Origin of the sequence: Rhodococcus sp. TAF43 (genome assembly GCF_052113525.1) — a bacterium.
GTDB lineage: Bacteria > Actinomycetota > Actinomycetes > Mycobacteriales > Mycobacteriaceae > Prescottella.
The window spans coordinates 16,886-32,298 of the sequence record NZ_JBFRDL010000014.1; the positions used below are offsets into that span (position 1 = coordinate 16,886).

General features: G+C 68.0%; 16 protein-coding genes and 1 other RNA gene. 14 read left to right on the top strand and 3 right to left on the bottom strand.

Translation table 11 applies throughout. The annotated features are described in order from the left end of the window. The first annotated feature begins 308 nt into the window (after positions 1-308). The 6 genes from prfB (at position 309) to smpB (ending at position 5,086) form a co-directional block, all read left to right on the top strand. Positions 309-1,412, top strand: coding sequence for a peptide chain release factor 2 (gene prfB, locus AB4Z09_RS11835; protein ID WP_442239784.1), 1,104 nt, complete (start codon positions 309-311; stop codon positions 1,410-1,412). 5 nt (positions 1,413-1,417) lie between these two features. After that, complete coding sequence (locus AB4Z09_RS11840; protein WP_114722581.1) at positions 1,418-2,320, top strand: mechanosensitive ion channel family protein; 903 nt, start codon at positions 1,418-1,420, stop codon at positions 2,318-2,320. Then, complete coding sequence (locus AB4Z09_RS11845; RefSeq protein ID WP_429519843.1) at positions 2,317-2,805, top strand: hypothetical protein; 489 nt, start codon at positions 2,317-2,319, stop codon at positions 2,803-2,805. Before AB4Z09_RS11840 ends, AB4Z09_RS11845 begins: the two co-directional genes overlap by 4 nt. Positions 2,806-2,870: 65 nt before the next feature. Further along, positions 2,871-3,560 carry a cell division ATP-binding protein FtsE gene (gene ftsE, locus AB4Z09_RS11850; protein WP_114722579.1) on the top strand — a complete coding sequence of 230 codons (690 nt, stop codon included), beginning with the start codon at positions 2,871-2,873 and terminating at the stop codon, positions 3,558-3,560. A 63-nt stretch (positions 3,561-3,623) separates the two neighbouring features. Beyond that, a complete protein-coding gene (gene ftsX / locus AB4Z09_RS11855) occupies positions 3,624-4,529 on the top strand; it encodes a permease-like cell division protein FtsX (RefSeq protein ID WP_114722578.1) in 906 nt (301 codons plus the stop codon). Between the two features lie 83 nt (positions 4,530-4,612). After that, complete coding sequence (gene smpB / locus AB4Z09_RS11860; RefSeq protein WP_114722577.1) at positions 4,613-5,086, top strand: SsrA-binding protein SmpB; 474 nt, start codon at positions 4,613-4,615, stop codon at positions 5,084-5,086. Positions 5,087-7,295: 2,209 nt separating this feature from the next. On the opposite strand, the gene AB4Z09_RS11865 is transcribed toward smpB, so the two are convergent. Next, complete coding sequence (locus AB4Z09_RS11865; RefSeq protein ID WP_174911799.1) at positions 7,296-8,504, bottom strand: lipase family protein; 1,209 nt, start codon at positions 8,502-8,504, stop codon at positions 7,296-7,298. Between the two features lie 226 nt (positions 8,505-8,730). Between AB4Z09_RS11865 and ssrA the strand changes: the two genes are divergently transcribed. Further along, positions 8,731-9,102, top strand: a transfer-messenger RNA (tmRNA) gene (gene ssrA, locus AB4Z09_RS11870). A 63-nt stretch (positions 9,103-9,165) separates the two neighbouring features. On the opposite strand, the gene AB4Z09_RS11875 is transcribed toward ssrA, so the two are convergent. Continuing rightward, a complete protein-coding gene (locus AB4Z09_RS11875; RefSeq protein WP_174911796.1) occupies positions 9,166-9,660 on the bottom strand; it encodes a DUF5994 family protein in 495 nt (164 codons plus the stop codon). Between the two features lie 170 nt (positions 9,661-9,830). On the opposite strand from AB4Z09_RS11875, the gene AB4Z09_RS11880 reads away from it, so the two are divergent. The 4 genes from AB4Z09_RS11880 (at position 9,831) to AB4Z09_RS11895 (ending at position 14,095) form a co-directional block, all read left to right on the top strand. Then, positions 9,831-11,153 (top strand): NAD(P)/FAD-dependent oxidoreductase, encoded by a 1,323-nt coding sequence (locus tag AB4Z09_RS11880; protein WP_174911793.1) that lies wholly within the window; start codon positions 9,831-9,833, stop codon positions 11,151-11,153. Beyond that, complete coding sequence (locus tag AB4Z09_RS11885) at positions 11,144-11,902, top strand: DUF1365 domain-containing protein (protein ID WP_442239785.1); 759 nt, start codon at positions 11,144-11,146, stop codon at positions 11,900-11,902. The genes AB4Z09_RS11880 and AB4Z09_RS11885 overlap by 10 nt, the downstream gene beginning before the upstream one ends. Next, positions 11,902-13,200 (top strand): SAM-dependent methyltransferase, encoded by a 1,299-nt coding sequence (locus tag AB4Z09_RS11890; protein WP_174911788.1) that lies wholly within the window; start codon positions 11,902-11,904, stop codon positions 13,198-13,200. The genes AB4Z09_RS11885 and AB4Z09_RS11890 overlap by 1 nt, the downstream gene beginning before the upstream one ends. 103 nt (positions 13,201-13,303) lie before the next feature. Next, positions 13,304-14,095, top strand: a complete 792-nt coding sequence (locus AB4Z09_RS11895; RefSeq protein ID WP_442239786.1) for a DUF1295 domain-containing protein — start codon at positions 13,304-13,306, stop codon at positions 14,093-14,095. Here the strand turns inward: AB4Z09_RS11895 and AB4Z09_RS11900 are convergent. Next, positions 14,065-14,406 (bottom strand): GNAT family N-acetyltransferase, encoded by a 342-nt coding sequence (locus AB4Z09_RS11900; RefSeq protein WP_442239787.1) that lies wholly within the window; start codon positions 14,404-14,406, stop codon positions 14,065-14,067. The two genes, AB4Z09_RS11895 and AB4Z09_RS11900, sit on opposite strands and share 31 nt — an antisense overlap. Before the next feature lie 33 nt (positions 14,407-14,439). On the opposite strand from AB4Z09_RS11900, the gene AB4Z09_RS11905 reads away from it, so the two are divergent. Genes AB4Z09_RS11905 through crcB form a run of 3 tightly spaced genes read left to right on the top strand, consistent with a single transcriptional unit; the run spans position 14,440 to position 15,388 of the window. Then, entirely contained in the window at positions 14,440-14,661 is a 222-nt protein-coding gene (locus tag AB4Z09_RS11905; RefSeq protein WP_442239788.1) for a cupin domain-containing protein, read from the top strand. A 23-nt stretch (positions 14,662-14,684) separates the two neighbouring features. Beyond that, positions 14,685-15,047, top strand: a complete 363-nt coding sequence (locus AB4Z09_RS11910; RefSeq protein WP_442239789.1) for a fluoride efflux transporter FluC — start codon at positions 14,685-14,687, stop codon at positions 15,045-15,047. Beyond that, a complete protein-coding gene (gene crcB, locus AB4Z09_RS11915) occupies positions 15,044-15,388 on the top strand; it encodes a fluoride efflux transporter CrcB (RefSeq protein ID WP_174914859.1) in 345 nt (114 codons plus the stop codon). The genes AB4Z09_RS11910 and crcB overlap by 4 nt, the downstream gene beginning before the upstream one ends. The last annotated feature ends 25 nt before the right edge of the window (positions 15,389-15,413 follow it).

Consider the following 15,413-nt stretch of genomic DNA (forward strand, 5'->3'; position numbering starts at 1 on the left):
TTGAGGCGTCCGAACAAGTCGACGCGGCCGACGGCGAGGCACTTCGTGGGCTGTGACCCAGGCCACGAGTCGGATGAGTGTTGCATATTCGCCAGATTGCCGCAATAGAGTGGGTGAAGTAGACAATTGTCTTAAGGATTGTCACTCGAATTCGCCTTCGGGCGGCCCTGGGGTGAGCTCGAGGTGAACCCGGGGCGGGTTCGGGGGACCGCTGCTCGGCGGATCCGCGGCGCGAGGGTCGCCATCGCGGCCGGTGTGACTGCGGTCGCAGCGATGCCACCGTGATGGACCCGGTAGCCTGGATAACTGTGCATCCTGACGTTTCCGCTGACCTCAACGAGCTCGACGCCACTCTGACCACGGTCGAGAAGGTTCTCGACGTCGAGGAGCTGCGCCGCCGCATCGACGAACTCGAACACCAGGCGTCCGATCCGGAGCTGTGGAACGACCAGGAACACGCGCAGAAGGTGACGAGCCAGCTGTCGCACGCCCAGGCGGAGCTGCGCCGCGTGGAGGAACTGCGCTCGCGCCTCGACGACATGGCCGTGCTGTACGAGCTCGCCGAGGAGGAGGGCCCCGACGCGGTCGCCGACGTCCACGTCGAGCGGGCGACCCTGCGCGCCGACATCGAGGCGATGGAAGTCAAGACCATGCTCTCGGGCGAGTACGACCAGCGTGACGCGCTCGTCAACATCCGCGCCGGCGCCGGCGGCGTCGACGCCGCGGACTGGGCCGAGATGCTCATGCGCATGTACATCCGCTGGGCCGAGAAGCGTGGCTACGGCGTCGAGGTCTACGACACCTCCTACGCCGAAGAGGCCGGCATCAAGAGCGCCACCTTCGCGGTGAAGGCGCCCTACAGCTACGGCACCCTGTCGATCGAGATGGGCACGCACCGTCTCGTCCGTATCAGCCCGTTCGACAACCAGGGCCGCCGCCAGACCTCGTTCGCCGAGGTCGAGGTGTTGCCCGTCGTCGAGACCACCGACCRCATCGACATCGACGAGAACGACGTCCGCGTCGACGTGTACCGCTCGTCCGGCCCGGGTGGCCAGTCGGTCAACACCACGGACTCGGCGGTGCGCCTGACACACGTCCCTACCGGCATCGTCGTCACGTGTCAGAACGAGAAGTCGCAGCTGCAGAACAAGGTGTCCGCGATGCGGGTGCTGCAGGCCAAGCTGCTCGAGCGCAAGCGCCAGGAGGAGCGCGCCGAGATGGACGCGCTCAAGGGCGACGGCGGCAGCTCGTGGGGCAACCAGATGCGCTCGTACGTGCTGCACCCGTACCAGATGGTCAAGGACCTGCGCACCGAGTACGAGGTCAACAACCCGTCGGCAGTGCTCGACGGTGAAATCGACGGATTCATCGAGGCCGGCATCCGCTGGCGGATGAGCGAAACCCAAGCCTAGGACGTATGCAGACCACAACCCTCGCACTRACCTTCACCCCATACGTCCAACTGCGTGCATGGCTCGAAGTCACCGGACTTCCCATTGCGCTGACGGTTCTGGGTGCGCTGATCGTCGCCCGTTTCGTGAACTGGGCCGGCGGTCGGATCACTCAGCAGATCGACGACAACTACCAGCAGGGCGACGCCCTGGTCCGTTCCGAGGCCACCAAGCACCGGCACTCGGTGGCGCAGGTCATCACGTGGGTGGTCATCACGATGATCTACGTGATCGCGACGGTGAAGGTGCTCGGTCTGCTCGGCCTGCCCATCGGCAGCCTCGTGGCTCCGGCGACGGTGCTCGGTGCCGCACTCGGCTTCGGCGCGCAGCGTGTGGTCCAGGACATCCTCGCCGGGTTCTTCATCATCACCGAGCGTCAGTACGGTTTCGGTGACACAGTGCAGATCGCCATCACCGGGTCGTCCACGGACGCAGAGGGTGTGATCGAGGACGTCACCCTGCGGGTGACCCGGATGCGCAACGCCGACGGCGAAGTCATCACCGTTCCCAACGGGCAGATCGTCAAGGCGGTCAACCTCTCGAAGGACTGGGCGCGCGCGGTGGTGGACGTGCCGATCCCCGCGACCGCCGACATCAACCACGTCAACGACATCCTGCACCGCGTCGGTGTCGACGCGTACGAGGACAAGGGCCTGCGCCCGCTGCTGCTCGACACCCCGTCGGTGATGGGAGTCGAGAGCCTCGCGGTGGATCAGGTGAGCATCCGGATGGTGGCCCGCACACTGCCCGGCAAGCAGTTCCAGGTCGGCCGGGCGCTGCGTGTGCGCGTCGTGACGGCGCTGCGACGCGCCGGTATCACCGTCGCGGCCGAACTCGAGAACGACGCGGTGGGAGGTGGCGACGAATGAGCCCGCAGGAGAAGGTGTCGCTGCTGTGGAAGCGGATTCCGCGCAAGCTGTTCGGCGGCCGCATGCGCACCACGACCGTGGCCATGTGCGTGCTCTGGCTGGGTCTGGCGATGCTCAACGCCCAGGTCAATCAGGAGACCGACGCCTCGACGCACGGCACGCAGCCGGCCGTCAGCACCGGGGATCCGGCCTTGCCGGCGGATGAGCGGCAGAGCGAGAGTCCGTCGACGCCGCCGCAAAGCTCCACTCAGCCGTCGTCGTCGGAGAGCGCCACGCCGTCGTCGTCGCCCGCGTCGGAGACGAGCCACAGTGGGCAGCAGTCGAGCACGCCGACCACGACGCCGGGCGCCGGCAGTGGCACGACCACGTCGGGGACGTCGCAGCAGACGACGACCACGCCTCCACCTGCTCCGCAGCTGTCGCAGGAACCCGAGTCGGGCCCGTCCGACGAGGTGACGACCACGGCGCCGACGCCGCAGGGCTGACACGCGCGGATCGGTGCGCGTCGTTACCCAAGGTCACTGTTCGATAACGGCTAGACTGGCTTCCCGTGATCAGCGTCAAGGATGTCTCCAAGTTCTACAAGGCCTCCACCAGGCCCGCCCTGGACAAGGTGAACGTCGAGATCGACAAGGGCGAGTTCGTGTTCCTGATCGGGCCGTCGGGCTCGGGCAAGAGCACGTTCATGCAGCTCCTCCTCAAGGAGGAGACCCCCAGCTCGGGGGACATCTACGTCGCCGACTTCCACGTCAACAAGCTGTCGGGTCGACGGGTGCCGAAGCTGCGGCAGAGCGTCGGCTACGTCTTCCAGGACTTCCGGCTGCTGCAGAACAAGACGGTGTCGCAGAACGTCGCGTTCGCGCTCGAGGTGATCGGCAAGTCGCGCTCGATGATCGAGCGCACCGTCCCCGAGGTCCTCGACCTGGTCGGACTGTCCGGCAAGGCCGATCGCCTGCCGAACGAGCTGTCCGGCGGTGAGCAGCAGCGCGTCGCGATCGCCCGCGCGTTCGTGAACCGTCCACTGGTCCTGCTCGCCGACGAGCCCACCGGCAACCTCGACCCCGACACCAGCGCCGACATCATGCTGCTGCTCGAGCGGATCAATCGCACCGGCACCACCGTGCTCATGGCCACGCACGACCACCACATCGTCGACTCGATGCGCCGCCGCGTCGTCGAGCTCGATCTCGGCAAGGTGGTGCGCGACGAAGCGAGAGGCGTGTACGCCGTCGGCCGCTAGGCCCGCGACGGCACCCGCCCACCGATCCTCTCGAACAGACGACTCAAGGACTGCGATTCCCCGATGCGTGCCAGTTTCATTTTCAGCGAGGTCCTGACCGGCCTGCGCCGCAACCTCACGATGACCGTCGCGATGATCCTGACCACCGCGATCTCGCTCGGACTGTTCGGCGGCGGTCTGCTGGTCGTGCAGATGGCCGACAAGACCCAGCAGATCTTCCTGGACCGCGTCGAGGTGCAGCTGTTCCTCACCGACGACATCTCCGCGTCCGACCCGGACTGTGCGGCGGACATCTGCCGCGGCATCCGCAGCGATCTCGAGAACACCGATTCGGTGGTCTCGGTGCAGTACCTCAACCGCGACGACGCCGTCGCCGACGCCACCGACCGGGTGTTCAAGGACAACCCGGAACTGGCGTCCCTGGTGAGCCCGGAGAGCTTCCCGGCCTCGTTCAAGGTCAAGCTCAGCGATGCGGAGCGCTTCGGTGTCATCAACGACGAGTTCGCGGCGCGTCCCGGCATCGAGAGCATCCTCAATCAGCGGGAGTTGGTCGACCGCCTGTTCAGCGTCCTCGGCGGCGTCCGCAACGCGGCGTTCGCGATCGCCGTCGTGCAGGCCATCGCCGCGATCTTCCTGATCGCCAACATGGTTCAGGTCGCCGCGCTGACCCGCCGCACCGAGGTCGGCATCATGCGTCTGGTCGGCGCCACCCGCTGGTACACGCAGCTGCCGTTCCTGCTCGAGGCCGTGGTCGCCTCGCTGATCGGTTCGGTCCTGGCGATCGCCGGGCTGTTCACCGCGAAGAACATGTTCATCGACGACGTCCTCGGCGACATCTACGACGCCAATATCGTGGCCCGGATCTCCAACAGTGACGTGCTGCTGGTATCGCCGTTCGTGGTGATCGTCGGCGCCGGCATGGCCGCGATCACCGCGTACATCGCACTGCGCCTGTACGTCCGGGAGTAGTGCGGCGTTATCGGCTTGCGCAGGCTCCTATGCTGGAGCGGTACGAAGAGTGACGGCGGAACGAGGACTGTGAGGGCCCGCACGTGAAAGAGAAGGGCCGCAAGGTCATCGCGACCAACCGCAAGGCGCGACACAACTACACCATCATCGACACCTACGAGGCCGGCGTCGCACTGCTGGGTACCGAGGTGAAGAGCTTGCGCGAGGGCAAGGCCTCCCTGGTGGACGCCTTCGCCACCGTCGACGACGGCGAGGTGTGGCTGCGCGCACTGCACATCCCGGAGTACACGCAGGGCACGTGGACCAACCACTCGCCCCGGCGCACCCGCAAGCTGCTGCTGCACAAGCGCGAGATCGAGCATCTGGTGGGCAAGACCCGCGAGGGCAACCAGACGCTGGTGCCGCTGTCGATGTACTTCTCCGACGGCAAGGTCAAGGTCGAGCTGGCGCTCGCGAAGGGCAAGCAGGACTACGACAAGCGTCAGGATCTGGCGCGCCGCACCGCCGAACGCGAGGTGACGCGCGAGCTCGGGCGCCGCGTCAAGGGCATGCGCTGACCGAGTTCCTGGTGAACTGACAACGGTGGCCGCCACCCGGGACATGTCGTCCATGAACTGCGCACCGTCGTCGCCGGCATACACGCGCATGTCCTCGATCCAGTCGGGGATCATGCCGTACTGCGCCAGACCGTCGGTGTTGAAGTCGAACACGCGGGTGCCGGCTCGCTGCTGATCCATCACCGTGCCGCCGTCGAACGTGGTGTAGGGGTACTCGACCCCGCGCGTGCCGTCCTTGTGCGGCGCCGGCTGCGAACCGAAGCCGTTGGTGTCGGCACCGTAGCCGTAGCCGAAGTAGTAGTCGTCGTCGCGTCCCTGCCGCGCCTCTCGCCACTCCTTGACGAAGTTCTCCGACGGCCCCGCGTACGACGCCACGAACCCGCCGAGCTTGTAGATCCGCGGGTAGTTCGACGCGTCGGTCCACCCGTGGCTCGACACCACGCCGGAATACTTCGCCTCTTCGAGGATCCGCAGTGCCGAGTCGGCGGTCTTGACGCCCATGTGGTCGATGTCCACGATCATGCCGCGCTGCATCATCGCGCGGATCGCGTGCTCGCCGAGCGGACTCAGATCCCGCGCGTTGCAGACGTCACCCTCCGGGTACACGGGCAGCGTGACCCCCGGCGGCAGTGACTTCGCCGCCTCCACGACGTCGTCGCCGACGTTGCCGATCGGGTTGTCGGTCGCGACTCCGGTGCACTGCTCGGCCTTCCAGAACTCGCCGGTGCCCAGGAAGTTGCCGATGTTGACCGCGGTGCCGGTCAGTCCCTCGTCGAAGCGCACTCCGCCGAACGCGTTGTCGAACTTGTGGGTCAGGATCACCTGCCGCACGCCAATCGCGTACAGCTCGTCGAGGCCGGCGTCGATGTCCTGCTCGGTGCACTGCGGGACGCCGCCCGACAACCCGCAGCCGAACGGCTCGGAGATCTCCATCCCGAGTGTGACGGCGAGCTTGCCCGACGCCGCCACCTCGCGGGCCTGCTGCGGGGAGCTGACGATCCGGAACCAACCACGGCCCGGTCCGCCGTACTGCGCGTCGACGTAGTCCTGGATCTCGTGGGCCTGCCGGGCCTCGATCCGGACCGTCTCCATTTCGTCGCACGGGTTGCTGCGCAGCGGATACAGCTCACACAGCACGCGATTCGAGACGAGCAGGTTCGTGAAGATCCGCAGCCCGCCGCGCCACGCGCGCTCCACCCAGCGGTAGTACGTCTGCTCGTGGGTCATCGAGTCGTACGACGGGACGTCGGCGAAGCTCGGCCACATCGTCGTGTCGTGCGACTCGAACGGGTTGCCGTGGGAGAGCACGTTCTCGAGCAGCGCGGGCAGCCCGTCCGGCTTGTGGTCCTCGCAATCCTGCAGCGCGACGGTGACGCCCAGCGGGGAGTACGGCTCGCCGCAGCGGATGCTGCCGCCGATGAATTCGTTGGCGTTCATGTGGACGTGCGCGTCGATGAACCCCCGTACCTCGCCGTCCGCTGTCGCTCCGACGGGCACCCCGCTGGCGTTCACCTCCGCCTCGGGGAAGTCGGCGCAGCCGTCGGCGGCCGCGAGACGGAAGCGTCCCGCCTCGGGGTCGGCGCCGGGATCGGTGATGGTCAGGCGACCGTCGGACCGGCCCACGCTCAACTGCTTGCCGGTGGTGACGGCCGTGGCGGTGTAGGCGCCGTCGGTGAACGTCAGTGCCCAGTCGGCGGCCGGAGTGGCCTGCGGCGACGCGAAGACCCGACCGGACTCGCCGGCGAGCATCGCGGTGTCGGCGCCGAAGAACAGGAACCGGCCCAGCTGCGCGGCCTGCATCCGGAAGCGGGACGCGGAGTCGACGTCGGCGCCGGTGCGGAAGCCGTCGCCGTCCCGCGTGACGAATCCGGGGGACACGTCGGAGGTGAGCGTGTAGCAGCCGCCCGCGAGTCCGTAGACGGGATCGGTGGGCGGTCCGGGTTCGGTCGGGTTCGGCGACAACGGGACCGACACCGCTGCCGCGGCGCCGGCGACGGTGAGGGCCAYGGCAGCAGCGAGAAGCGGTAATGCCCTCCGTCGAACGAATCTGAGAGTTTTCATCGGCGGAGGTCCCCTCACGAGCGCAGGCGTCAGCTATCTGGCGAGCAGGCTAGGGGAACCTGAACGACCGTCCAGGTGTTTCGGCGAACGAATCTCGAGGGATGGACATATACGATTCGCGACCTGGCGTAAACGGTTCTGCCGGGGGTCAACAGTTGCTCGGAGCGGGCAGGCCGGCGAAGCGATCCTTCAGATACATGAAGGCTTCGGGCAGGCCGACGACGGCGTTCGTCATGTGTTCGGCGATGGGGTAGGCGTGGAACTCGAGCGTCGCACCGGCCTTGCAGTACCGGTCGGCGGTCGCGGCCACGGACCGGAACGGCGTGAGCTCGTCGGACGCGCCGTGCCACATGAACACCGGCGCGGTCGGCACGCCCGGGAAGTCGACGAGACTGTTCTCACGCATCACCGCGCGCACGTCCTCGTCCTGGATCAGGCTCGTGGACTTCGCGACCTCGCTGACGCTGTGCAGCAGGCCCTTCGCGATGATCAGGGTGCGGCACTCGTCCTTGAGTTCGTCGCGCAGCGCGATCCCGGCGGGGCTGAGCTGGGAGCCGAGCGGGAGACGATCCGGGTACTCCCGCTCGAGACCCACCGCCGCGGCGAAGCCGAGACCGAAGCCGGGGTGCCGGTCGGCCAGGCCCAGCCCCACGGCCATCTCCTCGATGCTCGCCGGAACGCCGCCCTGTGCGACGCCCGCAAGTTTCACGTCCGGGGCGTATGTGGGGTTGAGGGCTGCGGCCCAGGCCGTGGCCATGCCGCCGCCGGAGTATCCGGCGAGGGCGACCGGGCTGCCGCCCAGGCGCAGCTCGGGCAGGTGCTTGACGGCGCGAACCCCGTCGAGCGTGATCATGCCGCCGAGCTTGGCCGCGCCGTACGCACTGTCGGGGCCCAGGTGATCGGGAATCGCGAGCGCCCACCCCATTGCGAGCGCCAGCGGAATTCCGAACGCGTCCTTGATCTCGCCGGTGAATAGGGCCGCAGACGGCGCGCATCGCAACCCCAGGGAGTTGACGATCGCCTGATACGACAGGACCGGCATGTCGGCGGGTGCGCCCACCGGCTTGATCACCGTCGTCACCGCCGGGATGGGTCGACCGGCCGAGTTGGTCGACCGGTACTTGATCTGCCACACCTCGGTGCCGGGCAGGATCCACGTGTCCGCGCGCCGGCTCTCGAGGACGTCGCCCGGCGCCTTCGACGCAATGTCGGGTGGGGCGGCGTAGAAGGGGTCGCTGTACGGGGTGGGGTAGGCGGGCTCCGCGCCTGCCGAGGCCGGTGACGCGAGGGTGCCCACCACCACGGCCGCGATCGCGAGCGTGGCAGCGGACATCAATCGACGTGCGAACGAACTCATACCCTGTTTCCCCCGTACGAGTAGCGAGTGGCGAACGTCACTCGACCGGCCGTCTCGGGGCACGACATTAACGGAACGAGGCGACCCGGAACGGGGAAATGCGCAGATGGGGTGATCTGTCGTGGGGGTGCCGGGGAGCGGTTCGAACCGGTCGGCGATAATTGGGATGATTCGCGCGTCCGCGCGGGTTAAAGTAAGTAGCCCCGCGAGAGACGCGGGGACGTACGGGGCTGAACGGTTTCGACTGCGTACGTTGAGTCAGGGGAAGCGTGTCGGTGCAGGCAAGAGACCACCGTAAGCGTCGCTGCAAACCAATAAGCGCCGATTCCAATCAGCGCGACTACGCCCTCGCTGCCTAAGTAGCGACTGCGTGTCTGTCAGACCGGGTGTGCCCTCGCCCCGGACCCTGGCATCAGCTAGAGGGCTCTACCGTTCCACTCGGTCGCGGAGTGGGGCGGGACATCCAACAGCGACTGGGATCGTCATCACGGCTTGTTCGCGAGACCGGGAGATCCAAGTAGAGACATAGCGAACTGCACACGGAGAAGCCCTGGCAAAGCGGCGGAGGACCCGGGTTCGATTCCCGGCAGCTCCACCAAACGGGCCCGGTCAGAAGGTAATCGCCTTCCGACCGGGCCTTTTTGCTGTCTCGGCGGTGGGGTCAAGCGGGGGGCCGTCCGTGTTCCTCCGGGACTGCCGCGGACGCGTTTACCGGCGGCCGGGCCCAGGACGGATCGACGACCCGGCGCATGAGCTGATACCCGTAGTGGGTGTCGAGTCCGGGACGCACGACGACGAGGTCGAGGTGGCGGCCGCCTCGCCCGTAGACGCGCAGAACGTTGCCCGGCTGGCCCGTCTCGGGGCCGGTGATCTCGACGCCGTCGTCGATGTCGATTCGCCGCTGCATCATGCTGACGGAGTTCCAGCCGAACCGGATGCTCGCGACGGCGCCGAGACTCGGGGTGAGTTTGGTGATCAGGTCGTGCAGTTCGACCGTGAGGTTCCGAGTGCGCGGCCACCAGACCCCGTCGACGTCGCGCGGCCCGCCCGTCCGCAGAAGCAGTCGCGGGGTTCGGGTCGGTGTCGGGAACGGCTGTCCGTCCCCGGGGGAAGCCGCGGTACGTTTCAGGTCCGAGTGGGTAGAAGTGTGCGTCACCTGACGCTCCTGGTGTGGCCGCGAATCGGCCGCTAATTTCCAATCGCGGCCCGTGTGAGCAGAACGCTCGACGTGAAGTGCTGCGCGATACCTCAACGCTACACGCTGGGCTGTGGACCGGATCGTGGTCGATTTCGTTCTGGACCAATCGCGGCGCCTGTCGCCTCCGAATGCCTCGTGACAGCAGGACAGCGGCGGAGGGACGGGTGGTCGTGACAGGTAGCGGCGAGAGACGGCGGATTGCGGTGGTCGGTGCAGGTGTGGCCGGGCTGACCGCGTCCTGGGTGATGGCGAAGGACGCGGACGTCACGCTCTACGAGGCGGACGGACGCCTCGGTGGCCACGCGGACACTCATCGGGTGCGTACACCGGTGGGTGACGGTCTGGCGGTGGACACCGGTTTCATCGTCCACAACGACCGCACCTACCCGACCCTGCTTCGCCTGTTCGCCGAACTCGATGTGCCGACGCAGGACTCGGACATGAGCATGTCGGTGCGCTGCGACGGCTGCGGGCTCGAGTACTCGGGCGGCCAGGGCCTGCGCGGGCTGGCGCCCACCGTGTCGACTCTGCTGCGCGGGGAGTACGTGCGGATGCTGCTCGAGGTCAAGCGCTTCCACCGCCGGGCATCCGCCCTGCTGGAGGACGGGGACGCCGACGAGATCACGCTCGGTGACTTCCTCGCGACCGGAGGCTTCGCTCCCTACTTCGTCGCGCACTTCATGACGCCGCTCGTGTCGGCAGTGTGGTCGTGCGACCCGCAGACCGCGCTGCAGTATCCGGCCCGCTACCTGTTCACGTTCCTCGACCACCACGGAATGCTCGGTGTCGGAGGTTCGCCCACCTGGCGGACCGTGCGCGGTGGCAGCGCCGAATACGTGCGCCGCATCGCCGACCACATCGACGACGTGCGGGTCTCGACGCCCGTGCGGGCCGTACACCGGCACGCGGATCATGTCGAGATCCGCGACGACGCAGACCGGCTGCGCCGGTTCGACGCGGTGGTGGTCGCCACCCACCCGCTGCAGGCGCTGAAGATGCTCGCGGCGCCCACTCCGCTGCAGCACGAGGTGCTGGGCGCGATGCCGTATTCGGTCAACCACACCCAGTTGCACACCGACCAATCGGTGTTGCCGCGCAGGTCGCGGGCCCGCGCGTCGTGGAACTACCGGATCCCCTTCTGCGCCGCGCGGCCCGAGCAGGTGCTGGTGAGCTACGACATGACGCGGCTGCAGCAACTGCCCGACACCGGCGAGCGCTACCTGGTGACGTTGGGCGGCAAGGACGTCGTCGATCCGGACCTGGTGCTCGACACCATGGTCTACGAGCACCCGCAGTACACGCCGGCCTCGCTCGCCGCGCAGCGCAGGCTGCCCGAGCTGAGCGACCACGTCGTGGCGTTCGCCGGCGCCTACCACGGCTGGGGCTTTCACGAGGACGGCGCGCTGTCCGGACTGCGCGCCGCGGAGAGTGTCGGAGGGCGATGGACATGACCACACAGTCGATTCCCGAGACGCCGGCGATCTACCGGACCGTGATCAGTCACGTACGAACCGCCCCGCTGCACAACGTCTTCCGCTATCGCAGCTACAGCTGGCTGGTCGACGTCGACAACCTGCCGCGCCTTCCGCACCTTCCGAGGCTGCTGGCGCCGCTCGCCGGATTCGCGTCCTCCGACCACCTCGGCGATCTGTCGCGGACCCTGCGGCAGAACGTCGATGCCTTCCTCGCCGCGCACGGGATCGACCTGGACGGCGGAAAGGTGCTGCTGCTCAGCAACGCTCGAGTGTTCGGATACGTGTTCAATCCGCTCAGCGTGTTCTGGTGCCACGACGCGGACGGCCGACCGGTCTGCGTGATCGCCGAGGTGCACAACACCTACGGTGAGCGGCACTGCTACCTGCTGCGGCCGGACAGCGCGGGGGCCGCGCGTGCCACCAAGGAGTTCTACGTCTCGCCGTTCAACGACGTCGACGGTGAGTACCGGATGACCCTGCCGGTCCCGGGCGCCGCGCTACGGCTGGTCATCTCCCTCGAGCGTGAGGGGCAGTCGCCGTTCGTCGCGACCGTGATCGGCGAACGGCGGGACGCGACGACGCGCGAGGTCCTCCGGGCGGCGCTCGCGGTGCCGCTGGCCCCGTTGCGGGTGGCCGCGCAGATCCGTTGGCAGGGAATCCGCTTGTGGGCGAGGGGGCTGCCGATACGCCCTCGGCCCGTGCATCAGCGACAGGAGGCAGTGTGATGACCGCGACCACGATCGGGGCCACGACCCGGAGTTCGATCTCGCCCGACTCGACCACGGGCCGCTGCAGTTGGGGAGATCTGCACCGGGTGCCGAGCGGGCCGCGAGCGCAGGCCGCCGGCCGGATCGCCGACGGGTTGTTCCGGCACGCCGTCTCGCGACTGCCTGTCCGGGTCGAGTTCCCCGACGGCCGCGTCCTGGGCGATCCCGCCGCGCCGGATGCGCCGGTCATGCTCGTGCACCGGCCGCGTGACTTCACGGCGCGGGTGGGTCGGAGTGGATTGATCGGCTTCGGCGAGGCGTACATGGCCGGTGACTGGTCGGCACCCGACCTCACCGCGGTGCTCGAGGTGTTCGCGGCCCGCGCCGCGACGCTGATCCCGGGCCCATTGCAGCGCCTGCGGGGCATGGTGATTCCGAAGCCGCCGGGCAGCGAGAAGAACACCACCCGCAACACCCGCTCGAACATCTCGCGCCACTACGACCTGTCGAACGAGTTGTTCGGGTTGTTCCTCGACGACACGCTGACCTATTCCAGTGCGCTGTTCGGACGCGACGAGACCGTCCCGTCGTGGGACGACCTGGTCTCGGCCCAGCACCGCAAGATCGACCACCTGCTCGACGGTGCGGGTGTGCGCGAGGGCAGCCGGGTGCTCGAGATCGGCACGGGCTGGGGCGAACTCGCGATCCGGGCGGCCGCCCGCGGCGCGACCGTTCGATCGGTGACGTTGTCCACCGAGCAGCAGGACCTGGCGTGCAAGCGGATCGCCGAGGCCGGATACGCCGACCGGGTACAGGTGGATCTGCTGGACTACCGGCGGGTCGACGGCCGGTACGACGCGGTGGTGTCGGTGGAGATGATCGAGGCCGTGGGACACCAGTTCTGGGGCACCTACTTCCGCACCCTCGATCGGGTGCTGGCGCCCGGTGGACGAGTCGCGATCCAGGCGATCACGATGCCGCACGACCGGATGCTCGCCACCCGCAACACCTACACCTGGGTGCACAAGTACATCTTCCCCGGCGGATTCCTGCCATCCGTCCGGGCGATCGAGGAGATCACCGAACATCAGACGAACCTGCGCGTGCGGCAACGGTTGTCGATGGGCGACCACTACGCGCGGACGCTGCGGCTGTGGGACGAGCGGTTCGCCGAGAACGCGGACGACGTCGCCGCGCTCGGATTCGACGACGTCTTCCGCCGGATGTGGCACTTCTACCTCTGCTACTCGGAGGCCGGGTTCCGCTCGGGCTACCTCGACGTGCAGCAGATCGTCCTCGACCGGAGGGATGCGTGATGACGACGACCGGGCCGGGGGAGACCGTCGGACTTGTCGAGGCCGCGGGCCTCGAGGTGGGGAACGTGCGGACGGAATGGGCGGCGCGATGAATGGTCTCGAGATGAACGGTTTCGATTGGGGCGGTTTCGCGCTCGTCACCATCACGAGTGTGATCGCGATCGTCATCCTCATGGTGGTCACCGCCGCCTTCGGGTTCCGGCGGGCTCGACACAATGTGGTCGACGTGTCCTGGGGTGTCGGCTTCGTCCTCGTCGCGCTGGTTGCGGCGGCATTCGGCGACGGCGACGAGTGGCGACGCTGGCTGCTCGCCGGCCTCGTTGCGGTGTGGGGACTGCGGCTCGCGATACACATGGAGCGGCGCTCGCGCGGGCACGGAGAGGACCCGCGCTACGAAAAGCTCCTCGACGACGCCGGCGGGAACCGGACGCTCACCGCGATCCGCAAGATCTACATCACGCAGGGCAGCGCGCTCTGGTTCGTCTCTCTGCCCGTTCAGGTCGCCGCCGTCACGCGCGGGCCCTTCGGGGTGCTGACCGTACTGGGCGTGATCGTGTGGACGGTCGGGGTCGTGTTCGAATCCGTCGGGGACGCACAGATGTCGGCGTTCAAGGCGGACCCGGCGAATCGCGGCACGATCATGGACCGCGGCCTGTGGGGCTGGACTCGTCATCCGAACTACTTCGGCGACGCGTGCGTGTGGTGGGGGATCTTCCTCGTCGCCGCGCAGACGTGGCCCGGCGTTCTCACGATCCTCTCGCCGCTGGCGATGACGTACTTCCTCGTCTTCGCCACGGGTGCGCGCCTGCTCGAGCAGCACATGGCCGAGCGGCCCGGGTACCGCGACTACCAGCATCGCACCAGCTATTTCGTGCCGTTGCCGCCGCGTGGATGATCGGGTAGCGCGCGCTGCATGATGATCGTGTCGAGGGACGTCTCGTGTTCGAACCCCACGCCAAGAAGCCGTCCGGCAACCTCGAACTCGCGGCTGCGGTGCAGGTGGTACGAGCCGGAGCCGGGCGCGCCGGTCTCCGACGTCAGCACCGCGATCACCTCGCGGATGCCGAGGCGGGCGCATTCGGCGAGCGTCCGGTCGAGCAGCGCACCGCCGAGCCGTCGACCGGTGGCCCACGGCGCCAGATAGATCGATTCCTCGACGCAGTACCGGTACCCCGACCGCGTCTTCCAGGGTGCGACGCGGGGCACTTCCCGGCGTACGCCCCCAACTCGCACGAGTTCGTGCACGTCCTCGACGGCCGGCGCACGGTCGGCGTCGGCGACAGCGAATGGGTGCTCGCCGCCGGGGACACGCTGTACTTCGAGGCGGACACCCCGCACCGGTTCGTCAATGACGGACAATCGCCGTGCCGATACTTCGTGGCGGCGATGATCATGAGGGCGCGGACGCCGGGTTCGCGCGGTCGGTCCCGCGCGGGCCGGACCGACTCACAGGCGCGGTGACCGCAAGGGAAGGACGGCGGGCGATGACCGAGGCGCGGACGCTGGCGGTGGTCGCGGCAGGTGGGGCGATCGGTGCGAGTGTGCGCTACCTGCTGGCCCAGCAGTTCCCCGGTATCTGGACCATCGTCGTGGTCAACGTCGTCGGCTCGCTGCTGCTCGGAGTGCTCGCGGCGATGGTCGGACCGGACCGGTTGTGGCGGCTGTTCCTCGGGGTCGGGGTGCTGGGCGGATTCACGACGTTCTCGACATTCGCGGTCGATGTCGTGCAGAACCCGGGCGTCGCGGTGCTGTACCTCCTCGCGACGTTGGTGCCGGCGCTGTTCGCCGCGCGTCTCGGCATGGGGATAGGCGAGGTGTTGCACACGCGTCGGGGGTCGGTGTCGTGACGGTGTTGTGGGTCGCGCTCGGTGGGGGCGTCGGCGCGGGTGTGCGGTATCTCGCCGGACGACACCTGCACTCGTACGGCAGCTTCCCGGTGCCCACGTTCGTCGTGAACGTCGTCGGCTGTCTGATCCTCGGTCTGCTCGCGGGCGCGACGCTGCCGGCGGCGGTGTTCGCAGTGCTCGGCACCGGTTTCTGCGGGGGCCTCACCACATACTCGACGTTCGCGAACGAGGCTGTCGGTCTGACCCGGGTGCGGCGGTCCGTGACGTCTGCGGTGTATGTCGCGGCCAGTCTCGCCGTCGGTATCGGATTCGCGTGGGCGGGGTTTCGGATCACCTCGTGAACCGGCCGGTAGCCTCCGGTCCTGG

What these genes read in the sequence shown, in the direction of transcription:
- AB4Z09_RS11865 (WP_174911799.1), bottom strand. Translation starts at nt 8,504, where the DNA reads ATGAGTTCGTTCGCACGTCGATTGATGTCCGCTGCCACGCTCGCGATC.
- AB4Z09_RS11890 (WP_174911788.1), top strand. Translation starts at nt 11,902, where the DNA reads ATGACCGCGACCACGATCGGGGCCACGACCCGGAGTTCGATCTCGCCC.
- ftsX (WP_114722578.1), top strand. Translation starts at nt 3,624, where the DNA reads ATGCGTGCCAGTTTCATTTTCAGCGAGGTCCTGACCGGCCTGCGCCGC.
- AB4Z09_RS11845 (WP_429519843.1), top strand. Translation starts at nt 2,317, where the DNA reads ATGAGCCCGCAGGAGAAGGTGTCGCTGCTGTGGAAGCGGATTCCGCGC.
- AB4Z09_RS11910 (WP_442239789.1), top strand. Translation starts at nt 14,685, where the DNA reads ATGACCGAGGCGCGGACGCTGGCGGTGGTCGCGGCAGGTGGGGCGATC.
- AB4Z09_RS11895 (WP_442239786.1), top strand. Translation starts at nt 13,304, where the DNA reads ATGAACGGTTTCGATTGGGGCGGTTTCGCGCTCGTCACCATCACGAGT.
- AB4Z09_RS11885 (WP_442239785.1), top strand. Translation starts at nt 11,144, where the DNA reads ATGGACATGACCACACAGTCGATTCCCGAGACGCCGGCGATCTACCGG.
- AB4Z09_RS11880 (WP_174911793.1), top strand. Translation starts at nt 9,831, where the DNA reads ATGCCTCGTGACAGCAGGACAGCGGCGGAGGGACGGGTGGTCGTGACA.